Source organism: Phormidium sp. CCY1219, from assembly GCF_035615515.1.
Classification (GTDB): Bacteria; Cyanobacteriota; Cyanobacteriia; order Cyanobacteriales; family Laspinemataceae; genus CCY1219.
This window is the reverse complement of record NZ_JAJENT010000264.1, coordinates 1-13,902: the sequence shown is the minus strand read 5'-3', so window position 1 is coordinate 13,902 and position 13,902 is coordinate 1. Positions and strand designations below refer to the sequence as shown.

At 51.2% G+C, this 13,902-nt stretch carries 13 protein-coding genes; 5 read left to right on the top strand and 8 right to left on the bottom strand.

The features are described 5' to 3' along the window. Positions 1-196: 196 nt before the first annotated feature. Entirely contained in the window at positions 197-826 is a 630-nt protein-coding gene (locus tag LKK83_RS03330) for a L,D-transpeptidase (protein ID WP_324629423.1), read from the bottom strand. A 312-nt stretch (positions 827-1,138) separates the two neighbouring features. Between LKK83_RS03330 and LKK83_RS03325 the strand changes: the two genes are divergently transcribed. After that, a complete protein-coding gene (locus LKK83_RS03325) occupies positions 1,139-1,738 on the top strand; it encodes a hypothetical protein (protein WP_324629421.1) in 600 nt (199 codons plus the stop codon). A gap of 169 nt (positions 1,739-1,907) precedes the next feature. Here LKK83_RS03325 and LKK83_RS03320 read toward each other — a convergent pair whose 3' ends face one another. From LKK83_RS03320 to LKK83_RS03315, 3 genes are all read right to left on the bottom strand, one after another. Continuing rightward, on the bottom strand, positions 1,908-3,398 hold the full coding sequence (locus tag LKK83_RS03320; RefSeq protein WP_324629419.1) for a hypothetical protein: 1,491 nt from the start codon (positions 3,396-3,398) through the stop codon (positions 1,908-1,910). A 141-nt stretch (positions 3,399-3,539) separates the two neighbouring features. Next, entirely contained in the window at positions 3,540-3,728 is a 189-nt protein-coding gene (locus LKK83_RS31930; RefSeq protein ID WP_442957272.1) for a hypothetical protein, read from the bottom strand. Next, entirely contained in the window at positions 3,697-4,506 is an 810-nt protein-coding gene (locus LKK83_RS03315; protein ID WP_442957271.1) for a M48 family metallopeptidase, read from the bottom strand. Before LKK83_RS03315 ends, LKK83_RS31930 begins: the two co-directional genes overlap by 32 nt. 296 nt (positions 4,507-4,802) lie before the next feature. Between LKK83_RS03315 and LKK83_RS03310 the strand changes: the two genes are divergently transcribed. Both LKK83_RS03310 and LKK83_RS03305 read left to right on the top strand, forming a co-directional pair. Beyond that, positions 4,803-4,958 carry a hypothetical protein gene (locus LKK83_RS03310; RefSeq protein WP_324629418.1) on the top strand — a complete coding sequence of 52 codons (156 nt, stop codon included), beginning with the start codon at positions 4,803-4,805 and terminating at the stop codon, positions 4,956-4,958. Between the two features lie 98 nt (positions 4,959-5,056). Next, complete coding sequence (locus tag LKK83_RS03305) at positions 5,057-5,929, top strand: hypothetical protein (protein ID WP_442957273.1); 873 nt, start codon at positions 5,057-5,059, stop codon at positions 5,927-5,929. Between the two features lie 301 nt (positions 5,930-6,230). Here LKK83_RS03305 and LKK83_RS03300 read toward each other — a convergent pair whose 3' ends face one another. The 4 genes from LKK83_RS03300 to LKK83_RS03285 form a co-directional block, all read right to left on the bottom strand. Continuing rightward, positions 6,231-7,322 carry a hypothetical protein gene (locus LKK83_RS03300; protein WP_324629416.1) on the bottom strand — a complete coding sequence of 364 codons (1,092 nt, stop codon included), beginning with the start codon at positions 7,320-7,322 and terminating at the stop codon, positions 6,231-6,233. Positions 7,323-7,647: 325 nt separating this feature from the next. Further along, entirely contained in the window at positions 7,648-8,715 is a 1,068-nt protein-coding gene (locus LKK83_RS03295; protein WP_324629414.1) for a flagellar basal body-associated FliL family protein, read from the bottom strand. 679 nt (positions 8,716-9,394) lie between these two features. Continuing rightward, entirely contained in the window at positions 9,395-9,598 is a 204-nt protein-coding gene (locus LKK83_RS03290) for a hypothetical protein (protein ID WP_324629413.1), read from the bottom strand. Positions 9,599-9,975: 377 nt separating this feature from the next. Further along, entirely contained in the window at positions 9,976-10,626 is a 651-nt protein-coding gene (locus tag LKK83_RS03285) for a hypothetical protein (RefSeq protein ID WP_324629412.1), read from the bottom strand. A gap of 320 nt (positions 10,627-10,946) precedes the next feature. Between LKK83_RS03285 and LKK83_RS03280 the strand changes: the two genes are divergently transcribed. Beyond that, positions 10,947-12,536 (top strand): glycoside hydrolase family 57 protein, encoded by a 1,590-nt coding sequence (locus LKK83_RS03280; protein ID WP_324629411.1) that lies wholly within the window; start codon positions 10,947-10,949, stop codon positions 12,534-12,536. 253 nt (positions 12,537-12,789) lie between these two features. Next, positions 12,790-13,902, top strand: a 1,113-nt coding sequence (locus LKK83_RS03275; protein WP_324629410.1) for a hypothetical protein, incomplete at its 3' end; no start/stop codon positions are given.

Genomic DNA, 13,902 nt, shown 5'->3' with positions numbered 1-13,902 from the left:
CCACAAACCACCAATGACCAATGACCAATGACTAATGACAATTTACCACAAACCACCAATGACCAATGACCAATGACAATTGACCAACGACCAACGACCAGCCGTCTGTGGTCTAGCTTACACTTTTTCCCTTAAAATCAAAAAGAAGTGTGACGTTTTTAGTAACTCACACTTCTTTGTTCTTTTTTGTGACTCACTAAGGTTCCACCGTCACTGGGGTTCCGATGTCTACCTGGGAATACAATGCTAAAATATCTTGATTTCGCATTCGGATACAGCCGTGGGACACTGCTTGTCCCACCAATTCCTCATTCGGCGTACCGTGAAAACCAATAAAATCTCTTCCATCGGTCCAAAACCCGATCCAGCGCGCCCCTAACGGATTATTCGGTCCGGGATAGACGATCTCGCCGGTCCAGGGGTGTTCCCAAATCGGATCGCGCTGCATTTGCATGACTTCAAACGAGCCAGTAGGCGTTTCCCAACCTGCCTTTCCCACGGCGATCGGATAGCTGGTTTGTAAGCGATCGTTGCGATAAAGATAGACTCGGCGCTCGCTCAACCGAATTACTAAATGGGTTTGTAGCGGCGTCTGACCCGGATAGAGTTGCTCAAAGGGAATAAATTTGGAATAATCTCCCAAAGGAGGCAATTCCGGTTCCGGAATCGGCACCCATTCAAACTCCGAAGTCCCCAAATTGCTCGCTGATACCTCAGTAGAGCTTGAATTCTCTGCCCAAGCTGGCTTTGACCCATAGCTGAACAGGAACACCGTACTCAAGCTTAGCAGAATAAACCGTTTCGATAGAAAATCTCCTCGCACCATTCGTTTATTTCTAATTCCTAACAAACTCTTAATACTAATTTAAAGAAAAACTGGTAAGATTGTATCTGAACTCTGCAAAGAGTGCCACTTTTTTGCAGGAATTGTATTGACTCTCGAACCGTTTCGAGCTGGGTAAGGGCTGTTACAAAAATCACCTATATCTTTCGGTAGATTACAGCCAGAACCCAGGACGGTTAGTCTAAGGACAATGTTTCATTCAAAAATATCAACGTTGGTAAATCTAGACTAACCGGGAAAACTTTTTTGTCTCCCTCGAAATTTTGAAGTGAGGATCTAATGCGGATTAAAAATATGAAACTCTTAACAGGCGCAATGCTATCGGTGCTACTCTCCTTGGTTGCCGGGTATCCGGCATTAGCGCAGACCCAGGTGGAAACGCGAGACAAGCAATCCATCGCCCAAGCGCGTCCCAACGAGACTATCCGAGGCACCATTCAACGGATTGGTGCCAACAATCAAGTGGTGCTGCGTCTTCCCAACGGCGAGACCCAAGTGGTAGAAATCGACGAAATCGACCGAGAGCGGCTGGGCTTGCTTCCCGGAATGGAAATTATGGTAACGTTGGATGACACCGGCTTGCAAGCTGAAGAAGTCACCGTCATGGAACCCACCGATGAGGTCACCACCACCAGCACTTCCACCACCACCACCACCACCACCCCCACCACTCCAACTAGCACCCGAGTGGTACGTATCACCGGGGATGTGATTTCCTGCGAAGGCACCATTTTGCAATTGCGACTACCCGACGGCAGTATCAGAAATTACGTCGTCACCCCGGATGTCTGCACCACAGCCGTGATTGTTCCGGGAAACCGGGTGGAACTGGATGTGGACGAGAGCAATAATGTAGTCTCTAACGTTCAGCAGCCCGTGAGAGCGCTCTGGTAATCGCGCCTTAGCGTAAGGCTAAAGTCCCGAAGAATCGGGATGCCATCGGTGGGGGTGGCATCCCGATTGTTAATTCGCAACAAACAATCAACCATTGAGGATTGACAACTGCAGAGGAAATAGGTTTAGAATCACCAATCTGGGAGAAAAAATTCCCCTTGCGGGGAGCCTACTGCTGACGAGTGGGCCAGGGAATGTTAGGATCCGCCGCCAGTTGGCGAGCCACTGCAGCGGCTCCATACCGATTGAGATGGCTGGGGTCTTGAAAATAGTCATTGCGAGTCAGGGAAGCGATCGCAGATAAATCCCGCCAGAGAAAAGCGCGTACGCTCGCCGCGCGCATATATTGGCGAAACTGCTGCTCGCGAAGGCTGCGGGTGGGATCCAGGTAATCCTGAGTCACGGGCAGATTGACCACCACCAAAGGAATCTGGCGAGATTGGGCGAAAGCCGCCACTGCATTCAACGCCGATCCTTGAGAGCCGCCAAGCTGAAAATTGGCATAATCGCGGTCGTAGCGACCGGCTACTCGCGGATTTTGCCGATAGTAACTCGCCGGATTAAAGCGAGTAGAGACCGGGAAAAACCCATTAGCGTCAATCGCCTTACCCACTGCACTCATCTGCCTGGGGGCGGCAGCGATCGCCTGAGAAACATCAGCCCCCGTGGTGGTTTCTGGCGATCGCATCACCGTGAACTGATGCCCTTCGCACCGGGAATTCATGCGCCGAACGATCGCCGGATGAAGACGCAGGGGAAGCTTCCCCTCCGGTGTCTCGCCTACCTTACGCCACAGCTCCGCCAACCCCGAACAATCGGGCGAGTCACTCACCGGCTGGAGAAATGCTGACCCCTGGGGATATTCCACCAAAGAGGCAGTGGAGTTTGCAGAAGTTAAACTCGGACGAATCCCAGAAGCCAAACGCTGGTAGCCCGGAGAACGGCGAATCTCATTGTAGGTGCGATCGCTTCGTCCGTTATTAAACGCCCGCACCCCATCCGCCCACAGAATCATGCGCGGCAAATGCTGGGGACTTAACAATTGCTGCAATTGAAAATTCACCACTTGAGCCGTGGCACCATTCACGCCAAAATTAAAAATTTTCAGCCCCCCTTTGCCCCTAGCTCCCAACGCCTGCTGCAGCACTGTGGGATCCACACCCTGCAACGCCCGCGAACTGCCGACAATCAGCACATCCGGGCGACCGATCGCCGCAATGTACGACAAATACAATCCCAATTGCTCGTCAAGCACATCGCTATTAAACGTCGGATAAGAAAGCCGAGAACTCACCGTCGCTTTTTGTTGGGCATAAGCCAGATAGCGCATGTATTCCGCCACCTTTTTCTGAGCAAAAGCCCGTCGCGGACTCGAGGGCGGCACCGACTGCATCCAGTAAATTGCCTGCAGCCATTGTTTCGACACCTCATCCCAGTCTGCCGGCGTTTGTGCCGATTGAACCAACGAAGACGCCCGGGTGGCGTACTTGATACCCTCCGCAAACGGATCCGACACCTGAGCTACAGGGGATTGAGCCACTGCAGGACTGGTGCCAAACGAATCGCTTCCCTGGGGTGAAATCCCAGTGGAACAGCCCGTCGCCAAGGCAAGTAAGGCGATCGCGGAGAAAACCGATGGAAAAATATGGGCTATTGGCATAATCGCTATCGAATAATACTCCGGTAGGGAGTCCCTGAGTTAGCCAAAATCAAAATTGACTGGGGGCTAGCTGCCCCGATTGAACAACCGATTCCTATGATACAGATGCTTCGACAAAACGCCGTCCCCCTTTCTCGTCTTTTATTGACCCTTGATGCGGTTGATTTCTCTTTGTAACTGTTCGATTTGACGCTGCAATGCTTCCACCTCCTCCGCATCCGAGGACGATGGCACCTCCTCTACCGACTCTTCTGCCGACGATCGCCGATAGTGACCGGCTTTGATATCTCGATACTCTTCAGAATTCGCCCACTGCTGCAAGTAAGTCACCCGTTCCACCGCTTTCCGGATGGGTCAAAAATACCCCTTGCGAAAGATTGTTATAGAGAAAAAACTTATAAACTTGATTGAGTCCATCTTCATCCAGTTGTTCGTAGCGCTCTGCTTGGCTGACGAATTCCTCCAGACTGCATTCCCGAGCGTAACGCGAAGACCCCCCCGCCATATGCATCATCGTCCGCATCACCGTTTCTAAATCATCCATCACCAATAAAGCGGCGCGATCGGCAGATAATTCCGCTTTTCGCAACCATTCATAAAACGCCATAATCAATCCCGTACTCAGAACGCGGCTCAAGCCTAAAGTCAAATCCGCAAGGGAAAAAATCGCCGTAATCGCCCAACTCGCCATCTGAATTAACCGCGTGTGACCGCATTTGATATGTCCGAGTTCGTGGGCGATTACCGCGCGGATTTCCCGTTCGCTCAGCACGTCGATTAACCCGGTGTTTAAGACCATATACGGCAGGTCTTGCCCCAAGGCATAGGCATTGACTAACGGCGTTTGGGAGACAAATAAAGTCGGTTCGGGAGAAATGTCTAAATCTCGCACGCATTCGCGAAAAATTCCGTGCAGGGTGGAATACTGACGCGGACTGACTTGGATGCTATTGCCCATCAAATAGACGTACTGCGGACGCTCCACCAGGAATTCTACAAATTTGCGGGCAACCAGATCGAATCCGGGCACGTTTCGTAACGCTTGCTCGGCACCGACGTCGAGGGGATGGCGAAAGGCTTCGCTAGAAATTCCAGTATAGGTAGGCATGTTGAGTGTTCGCGATCTTAAGAGGATTTGACTGAATTGGTTCGTTACCGACGGCAGATGTGGATCTACCATTACTTGGCGCAACCTAATTAATTATGGCTAATCTTAGATGGCGTAAGCTCCGCCCTGTTTCGGGTGGGTTTGCCATCCATTTTGCCACAACGTTCCCGGTTGACTCTCAACTCGGTGATTTAACATCAGATGGTTCTATAATTCTCTCGTTACGCTGTGATTTCTCAGCGCGGGTGGTGCGATCGCTCGTTTGCTCGTTTTATCCTGGTTCGAGCGCAGGGCAGATGATAAGTACAACTAATTCCAACGCGGCGACAGGATGGAGCGCCGAAAAAATCTCGCGATCGTTTTGCCTTGCAGTGACGCTTAACAGGGGCTTAAGTCCCACCGGATTGCAGATAAGGGGGCGATCGCAATCGGCGCGATCGGTCCTGACTTAAACGGGGTACTCTGACAAAAAAACTGATACGCTATATCTCTAAATGTAAATTATTACCGCTAGATAGAGTTGACTAATCATCAATTGCTGAACCAAAGCATGGTACATCCGATGGATGATATCGCCAGTCAAGCTCGCCAGGGCAGTGTTTCGGCGATTATTCAAGTCCTTAACCACAAACTGGCTTCTTCTGGTGTCAGAACCCGCGCTGTCTTGGCTGATGGCGTCTTGCAACTGTTATGCGAAGCCCCTAGTGTCGAGCGCCTGGAGCAAGATCCCTTGGTCGATCGGATCCGCGACATTCTCGAATCCCTCGCACCGCGCAATATTCGTCGAGTAAAAATCAACTCTCGACTGGTTCGCGAACAGCAGTTGCTCTGGTTTGACGAAATTAATCGCGATCCGCAAAATCAACTTCTCTGGTCACAACAAATTACGCTCAAAAAGCCGAATATTATTCAACAGCTCATTTTCGATCTCAAAACTCGTCCAAAATCTCGGACTAACCCCGCCTTCCCCAAACCCTCCTCTTCCCGTCAAGTGCGCGAGTCGCGCCAATTCCGCCGAGGAATCGTCCGTGGAGTTGGCGTCAGCTTGCTGGTGGTGGGGGTTGGATTTGGTCTTTATAATTGGTCTTTTTTCCAATCGTTATTCGGATCGCAGCACAGTGCTGTTAACTCTCCCCAAACCGGAGAAGCTGGTGCCTCACCCGCACCAGACCCCAGGGAAGAATTTTTTGCACAAGCAGTGCGCCTTGCCGAACAAGCTTCTGCAGAAGGAAAGGTGGCGAAAACTTCTGCCGAATGGTTGGCGATCGCCGCTAAGTGGCAACAAGCATCCGAGTTGATGGCTTCGGTTCCTTCGGATCATCCCCGTTACAAAACGGCTCAGAATCGCACGGCGCTCTATCTGCAAAACAGCGAAACGGCTCAAGCTCAAGCACAAAGAATCCGCAAGGAAAACGAATCGTAAAAGCGTTGATGAGATCTATAGAGGAGATGGCGAGGCAGGAGAGATGTTTTAGCGAAGGCTTGTTCTTCCACACTGCCTCGCCGATATCTGTTGCGATCGCTCGCTCTTTTTTCTCTAAACCGCTCTCGGGATATCGAAGCTTTGAGCAGATGAAGCACTCGGCGGAGTATTCTGGTAAGCAGATCGAATGCCGATTTGGCTCGGAAAATTTTTTATGGCGAGGCTTGCATGGGGTTCACCCCTGATGAGTGCTCTTGCAAAATTACTGCGATCGCTGCCGTTTGCTCCTCCTATTTTCACGTTAGCTTAACGATCCAAGTAGGGTTTCGAGACATAGTTTGACTACCCAAAACAAACCGATTAAATTGACGCCCACCGCCAGTAAAATAGTTAGGTATCCAAACAAGGTTAACGAGATTTCATATCGGTCGGCGGCCATCCACCGCCCGGATTCGATATCAATAAACTTAGACAGTTCTTCTTCTATAAACTTGCGCGCTAACTTTGAATGCGAAAAATAAATTCGCAATTTCAATCCGTTTTTTCGATGGATAATCAATCCCTTTTTGGTCGCCACTATTTGGGAAATTTTATTAAAATTTAAAGCAAAACGTTTAAAGGGTTTGCTGGAAAATTCTGGAAAGACAAAACAAGAAAGATGTCGTTTTGTAAGCACTAAAAAAGCTAGTTCTCCTTGATATCGCACGCCGATCGCGGAGAAAATCTCTCCTTTGGCAGGGGGAAACTCCACCAAGGCTTTGGCAAGTTTAGGAATAGCCACGTAATAATCTAATCCCCATTTTCCCCGAGGGGGGAGCATGACGCGATCGCGCAGTAATTCCTCATAATGTTGTGCGGTAAAACTGGAGGATAAATCTGTCGAGGTGGATTCTGGTGTTTCCTCCACCACAGTAGAACGAGAAGTTTTCTGATTCTGCGCTTTTCGGGACTTGAGGCGAGTGGTTGGTGCGGCGGTGGAAACCGCTTTTCCCGGGGATTTAGAGGGAGTGGTTGTGGGGGATGGGTTGGGGGAGGTGTCAAGGCGATCGCTTCCCGTAGCAATTTCCCCAATCGGTGTTGCCCGCCCGTTCGAGTGAGGGGCGAGTTTGAATTCTTTTAACCAAGCCGGGGTGCGGTTGCCGGTTTTAATCCCATACACTTTTAAAGAGGAAATTGATGTCAGCTCTAAAGCGAGCGTTCCTTGATAAATAAAGTCAGCCAAGACTTTTTTATTGGGAACCTTGTTGGGCGCGCAGAGGATCACCTTCAAACACCCTTGCTTGAGGGAGACTTTTGTCGAGATCCCTTTAGGTCGCAAGGAGCGATCGATTAAAGCGGCGATCGCGTTTGGGCGACCCTGTTTAGCGAGTTCCAAAAGCTCAGTTTCGGTCATGGCTGGTCCTGGGAAATCATACGAAGCTGGCGCATCACTCTAAGGATAGCGTTAACCCGAACGCTAAACACAGAAAGTTCCTTCGCGACTCTCCCCATCCCTGAGTGATTTTGAGATCGATTGTCAGGGCGCAAGGGGTTAGCAGCCGATGAGATCGAGACAGATCCCCCCCTTCTGCGAGGGATTCGAGGCAACAGTGCGGCAGGTGGACAATTTCCACCCCACAATCCGAACGGCAAAGTTGGGGATCCTCTAGGAACCACCGTTTGCTGCCCCTAGGGATTGTGGGGCACCTGAGTTGGCTAGAACAACTGCGCGATCGGCATTACTGAACCGCAGCAGCCGCGTTTTGCTCGGCAATATTCGCATTTTGCTGATACTGCTCCACTCGAGGTTGCGCTTGTTCGTAATTCGGGCTGGTTTGCGCCACTTGCGCCATCAGATCGCTAGCTTGCTGCCACAGATCTGCCACCTGGTTCCACTCTGACTGAGTTGCCGCAGTTTGGGCGAGATTCGCCGCTTCCGTCGCTTTTCGGACTGCTTCGGCAAAGGGATCTGCCGCCGGGGCGGGAGATTCCGCCGTGGGTGATTCCGGGGCAGGAGATTGTGCCGTGGGTGATTCCGGGGCGGGAGATTCCGCCGTGGGTGATTCCGGGGCGGGTGATTGTGCCGTGGGTGATTCCGGGGTGGGAGATTGTACGGGGGTCGGTTCGCTCGTCCCTTGTGATTTCATAAAGAACCAGTATGCCCCACCGCCCCCTGCCAACACCACTAAGATCGCCAGAGGTACCAGGACAAAGAGTTTTTTCCCATCGGATTTTTTGTCCTGAGTCGAGTCCTCGGGGATCTCCTCGTCTTCTAGCTCGTAGTCTTCGTCATCGAATTCATCCTCCTCTAAATCCGGTTCTGCCATCATCTCGTCGTCATCGCCCACGAGCATTTCCTCGTCATCGGCAAAATCCTCATCATCGCCTACGAGCATTTCCTCATCATCGCCCACGAGCATTTCTTCATCATCAGCGATGAGCATTTCCTGGTCATCGCCGATGAGCATTTCCTCATCTTCATCGATAGTGGGTTCGGGGAAAGGCTCTAATTCAACTTCTTCCTGCCAAGCCGGCTGACGTTCCCCCAGTTGACGTCCGTAGATTTTCAGAGTCGGAAGCGAGTCAATCCCCAACTCGCTGAGTCCCTTTTTGATAAAGGGAACTAATGCCGTGCGATCGGGAACTTCTGCCGCTTCGAGTAATAGCAGCAAAGAGCCGTCTTTGAGAACCGCTTTTGCCGTTATCCCTTGGGATTGGATCGCATGGTTAACCACGGCGGCGATCGCCTCGGGTTGGCCTTGTTTGGCCAGTTCTTTTTGGTGCGTCGGTGCATTAAATAGAGGCATGGGAAAGGGTGCGTAAATCTAAAAATAATTTTACTGTTGAGAATACCCACCTCCAACCCTTTTCTCGTTCGGTCGAGCTAGAGCATTCAACCTGAAATCTCTATCGGGTTAAAGGTTCGCGAGGCGATCGGCGGTCGATCGCTCATCAGGGGGTCTGTGAATAGCTCCCAGGTGGGCGGTTGAGGAGAATTCTCTCTCTAGAATTATTGTACGCGCTCTCCTCGTGCTGTGTTGGACGATGGAAAACTTAACCTGCCCGGGGAACTGTCTGGCCACCCGAGAGCGATATTGAACAATACCACTTTACCTAAACCCGCGATTCATCTCGCGCGCTACCCGAATGGGCGATCGCGCAGATGAATCGCGCTAGCCAATTGTTGTATTTTATGGTAAATTTATTTCATAACTCTTAATAAAGAAAAAGTCCTGTTCGTTGGCGTTGGGCTTGACTCTATCTGCGTAGGGGGGTGCAGTCCCGAACCGCTGGTATCGAACCAGCAAACGCCTCTGGAGAGTGCCACCCCTGCGCGATAAGTGAGAACTCCTCGAGTAAGTTGGCTCCTTGAAGGAGGAACCCCGCACCGAAGCGATCGGGGTCACTGTCGGGAGAATGTCAGATAAAAGCACGACAAAACTTGTCGTGCTTTTATGTTGGGTGTCCCTGCTTCACGAATCAGATCTAATCTACAACTCGCAATAATCCGCTACGCAGTGCGTCAAATACGCGGTCGATGAGTACCTGCTCTCGGGGGGTGAGCGCATTCTTGGATAACAGGGTTTTCATAAACATTTGTTGATCGGCGCGAGTGATGCGATGAGTGGTAAAAATCCGATCCACAATTTTTTCGATATTGGATTCCGATAGATGCACGGGAGCAGTCATAGGTGTCAAAAATGCTATCAACTACAATCCATTCAATATGGAGCTTTTTTGGTTGAGCCGATGTTACGTCGATCGCCAGCGACCCATATAATGCTTGAAAAATTGAGGCCATCATCGGCGCTTTGGGTGTCCCTGGCGGGCGGTCTGACCGGGCTGAAGTTCCAGCGCCCAGAGCCAACCTGGTGGAGAATGCAGGGGAATTTTACTGGGAACAGGCTGTCGGCTCGCCACCCGAAGGAGCGCTGCTTAAGTTTATTGTTCCCCTTTTCCTGCCGCATAGCGCAAAAATTGCCCCGAATGGCACGCGCAACCTAGATTTGGCTTCGATCGCCAGGTTTTTGGCAAGGGCAGGCGATCGCGCGAAGTTAACCCGAGAGTTAATTCGGACGGGAGACCACCGCTTGGGCGCGACTTTCCAATTGGCGGGCGATCTCCGCAATCTCCACCAAGGGTCGTTCCCCCTCACGATAGAGTACGAAAATAAACGCCCCCATTTCGTCTTGGCGGAACGCCAAAATCTCTAACTGTGCCATTAACCCTTCCAGATTCACCGGCAAGCGCACCCCACCTGCGGCATCGCCAATCCTCTTGACATCTAAAGGTTCGGCAGGATCTTCGGGCGTGTCCATTTCTTCGGCAATTAAAGTTCGCAGCACTTGGGGATCGCGCAGAATTTCATCAAATTTCTCCTGCTGTTGCTGGGTTTGCAGGAGGGTGGTAATCCCCATAATCAGTTGAAAGCGTTGCTGCGCGACGAAGGCAAAGACGTTTTCCACATCAATATCGTCTCGCGCCAGTTCTTCCTTGAGTTCGGCTAACTCGGAGGCGGGCATCGCCGTAAAACCCTCAGGAAGATCGGACAACTGGATGGTTACGTCTGACCATTGGCTCGTTTGTGCCAAAAGCTCAGTTGCGATCGCAACCCTCGCTTCAGGGGTCTGTGGTTCGATCTCGGCGGTTGCGCTGACGGTACCCGTCATGGCACCCAAAAACAAACACAATAGGCCAAAAGTGGCGGTTTTTAGCATGGATCGATCGTCCTTTTCATTGTTTATCGAACGGTTTTCATTTCACATCGGCACAACTCGGTCCTGGTGGGTTTTTCTTTTATGGTAGACGCTCACGGATCCGTAAAGTGCCACCCATCGGAATCGCCAGCCTCTTGCTCGAAGTGCAATCCCCGCCGAGGCGAAACCCCAAACCGGTGCAGCAACAGAAAAGCGCGAGAATTTGCAAGGCAGGGAGCAGCAACAATCTGTAACGACCCGGTTTGATTTTAAAATCTAAAAATACTGTAAACTTTCCCCAAGCCTCCCTCAATTTTATCTATTACCCAGAAATCGTACCTATGGCTATTGGCTACGTTGCTCTCGTCCTGCACGCCCATCTTCCGTTTGTCCGACACCCGGAAAGCGATTATGTATTAGAAGAAGAATGGCTCTATGAAGCCATCACCGAAACCTACATTCCTTTACTGCGAGTATTCGAAGGATTAAAGCGCGATGGGATCGATTTTAAAATCACCATGAGCATGACCCCTCCGCTGGTGTCCATGTTGCGCGATCCTCTGCTTCAAGAGCGCTACGAGGAACACTTGGCTAAACTCGAGGAACTCATCGAACTCGAAATCGAGCATAACCAACACTATGGCCATATCCGTTACCTGGCGGAACACTACGCCTCTGAGTTCAATACCGCTCGCGAAATCTGGGAACGCTACGATGGCGATTTGGTCAACGCTTTCAAACAATTCCAAGACTCTAACAATCTCGAAATCATTACCTGCGGAGCGACCCACGGCTATTTGCCTTTGATGAAAATGTACCCGCAGGCAGTGTGGGCGCAAATTCAGGTTGCCTGCGAACACTACGAGCAAAACTTTGGCCGTCCTCCTAAAGGCATTTGGATCCCAGAATGCGCCTACTATGAAGGCTTAGAACGAATGCTCGCTGATGCGGGTGTGCGGTATTTCCTCACGGACGGTCACGGCATTCTTTACGCTCGTCCTCGTCCTCGCTTCGGTACCTATGCCCCGATTTTTACCGAGTGCGGCGTGGGGGTCTTCGGTCGCGACCACGAATCTTCTCAGCAGGTTTGGTCGTCTGAGGTGGGTTATCCTGGGGATCCAGAATATCGCGAGTTTTACAAGGATTTGGGTTGGGAAGCGGAATACGAGTATATCAAACCGTACATCATGCCCAACGGCCAGCGCAAAAATATCGGGATCAAATACCACAAGATTACCGGGCGCGGTCTGGATCTAGGGGAAAAAGCGCTCTATGACCCCTATTGGGCAAGGGAAAAGGCGGCTGAACATGCCGGGAATTTTATGTTCAATCGCGAAACCCAAGTGCATCACTTGCACGGAATCATGCAGCGCCCACCCATTATTGTCTCTCCTTACGATGCTGAGTTGTTCGGTCACTGGTGGTATGAAGGCCCGTGGTTTATCGATTATCTGTTCCGCAAGTCTTGGTATGACCAAAATACCTATGAGATGACCCACTTGGCAGATTATCTGCGCGGGCATCCAACTCAGCAGGTCTGCCGTCCTTCTCAGTCAAGCTGGGGTTACAAGGGATTCCACGAGTATTGGCTCAATGAAACGAATGCTTGGATTTACCCCCACCTGCACAAAGCTACGGAACGGATGATCGAGCTGAGTAAGCGCGAACCGGCTGATGAGCTGGAGTGGCGGGCGCTCAACCAAGCGGCGCGCGAACTGCTGCTGGCTCAGTCTTCGGATTGGGCGTTTATTATGCGAACGGGAACGATGGTGCCCTATGCAGTACGCCGCACCCGATCGCATCTGATGCGCTTTCACAAGCTCAATGAAGATCTCCACCAGGGCAAAATCGATTCGGGTTGGTTGGAAAAGGTCGAAGCGATCGACAATATCTTCCCGAAAGTTAACTATCGCGTCTATCGTCCTTTATAATTCACTCTCCCTGCAGAGGCTGGGCGTTCGGGAATAGGGGCGATCGCCTCTTGTTCCTTTCCACTCATTCCACCTGTGTTCCCCTCTTGTCTACCTTGCCTCAAGAGGGGAAATTTTTTTCCCTACCCTCGATCCCTTTCTCGAGGGAAATCCAATTACAATAATCGTGAAAACCTCCTCATGCAAGCCAGTCATCACTACTGTTAGGCTTGGCTTCACGTGCGCTGGACTGTAGAACTAAGCTCAACTTACAATGGTGGATTTCACTGAGGGGGGTGATGATTTTCCCTGTCCTTGCTGTGGCGTAACGCTACAGTTCTATGCCCGCTGGGGCAAGCGAGAGTGTCCTCGTTGCGGATGGAAAGCGTCGCTTTTCCAAACCACTGAGCAGACGATCGAACCTTCTGAGGCTATGCATCTGCATTACTCTGGTGGCGGGGGTCTGTCCAAAGCTGCAGTGCAGGTTACATGCTCCCATTGTCACACCGCTGTTGTCTTTGAACCGCCAACGGTGCTAACTCAATGTCCCTGTTGTCGCTCGGCGATCGCTACTCCACCTCAAACCCCTTCCCCCGGTGTCTGTCCCACGGGCATTGTTCCGTTTGCTCTCGACGCTGAAACCGCCACTGCATGCATTCAACGCTGGATTGCCAAACTGCCTGTTTCTCTAACTCCCCGGGTCAAATTAAGCCAATTGCAACGGCTCCAAGGGGTTTATTTACCGTTCTGGATTTTCGACGCCTACACGATCGCTCAGTATCGGGGCGATCGCGCGGATTACCAGGCGATCGCTCAAACCCACACGGAAATTAATGATTGGGGCGAGGCGGAACGAAAAACTCGTTACATCAGGCGCAAGCAATGGTCTGGGCGTTCCGGGCAGGTGAGTCGCTTTTTTGATGAGGTGCCGATCGCGGCGACCCCTTTCATCCCCCCTCACCAATTGGAAAATCTGGAATTCTCTCGCCTCCTGGAGTCCTGGCGTCCTTACGATCCGGCGTATCTCCAAGGCTATGTCACCCTAGCATCTCGTTTGCTGCCTCAAGCCGCTCTTGAAACGGCTAAAGACTTGATGGCATCTACTCTTCACGCAGATGCCATTCGTCAGATGGGCGGTGACGAACAACGCCTCGAACACCTTTCTCTGCGTTACCCTGCCTTGAGTTTTAAGCAGGTGTTGCTACCGGTTTGGTTGGGGACTTATCGCGATCGCCATCAGGTCTATCGGGTCTTGGTCAATGGTCGTACCGGCGCGATTGTCGGTGATGTCCCAAATCATTCACTCAAGCTTACAGATACATTTAACCCGGAAAAATCTAGCAATTGCTGGAAGTTTCTGAGTATGGCACAATCTGGAATGAAATTA

What these genes read in the sequence shown, in the direction of transcription:
- LKK83_RS03330 (WP_324629423.1), bottom strand. Translation starts at nt 826, where the DNA reads ATGGTGCGAGGAGATTTTCTATCGAAACGGTTTATTCTGCTAAGCTTG.
- LKK83_RS03325 (WP_324629421.1), top strand. Translation starts at nt 1,139, where the DNA reads ATGAAACTCTTAACAGGCGCAATGCTATCGGTGCTACTCTCCTTGGTT.
- LKK83_RS03320 (WP_324629419.1), bottom strand. Translation starts at nt 3,398, where the DNA reads ATGCCAATAGCCCATATTTTTCCATCGGTTTTCTCCGCGATCGCCTTA.
- LKK83_RS03315 (WP_442957271.1), bottom strand. Translation starts at nt 4,506, where the DNA reads ATGCCTACCTATACTGGAATTTCTAGCGAAGCCTTTCGCCATCCCCTC.
- LKK83_RS03310 (WP_324629418.1), top strand. Translation starts at nt 4,803, where the DNA reads ATGATAAGTACAACTAATTCCAACGCGGCGACAGGATGGAGCGCCGAA.
- LKK83_RS03305 (WP_442957273.1), top strand. Translation starts at nt 5,057, where the DNA reads ATGGTACATCCGATGGATGATATCGCCAGTCAAGCTCGCCAGGGCAGT.
- LKK83_RS03300 (WP_324629416.1), bottom strand. Translation starts at nt 7,322, where the DNA reads ATGACCGAAACTGAGCTTTTGGAACTCGCTAAACAGGGTCGCCCAAAC.
- LKK83_RS03295 (WP_324629414.1), bottom strand. Translation starts at nt 8,715, where the DNA reads ATGCCTCTATTTAATGCACCGACGCACCAAAAAGAACTGGCCAAACAA.
- LKK83_RS03290 (WP_324629413.1), bottom strand. Translation starts at nt 9,598, where the DNA reads ATGACTGCTCCCGTGCATCTATCGGAATCCAATATCGAAAAAATTGTG.
- LKK83_RS03285 (WP_324629412.1), bottom strand. Translation starts at nt 10,626, where the DNA reads ATGCTAAAAACCGCCACTTTTGGCCTATTGTGTTTGTTTTTGGGTGCC.
- LKK83_RS03280 (WP_324629411.1), top strand. Translation starts at nt 10,947, where the DNA reads ATGGCTATTGGCTACGTTGCTCTCGTCCTGCACGCCCATCTTCCGTTT.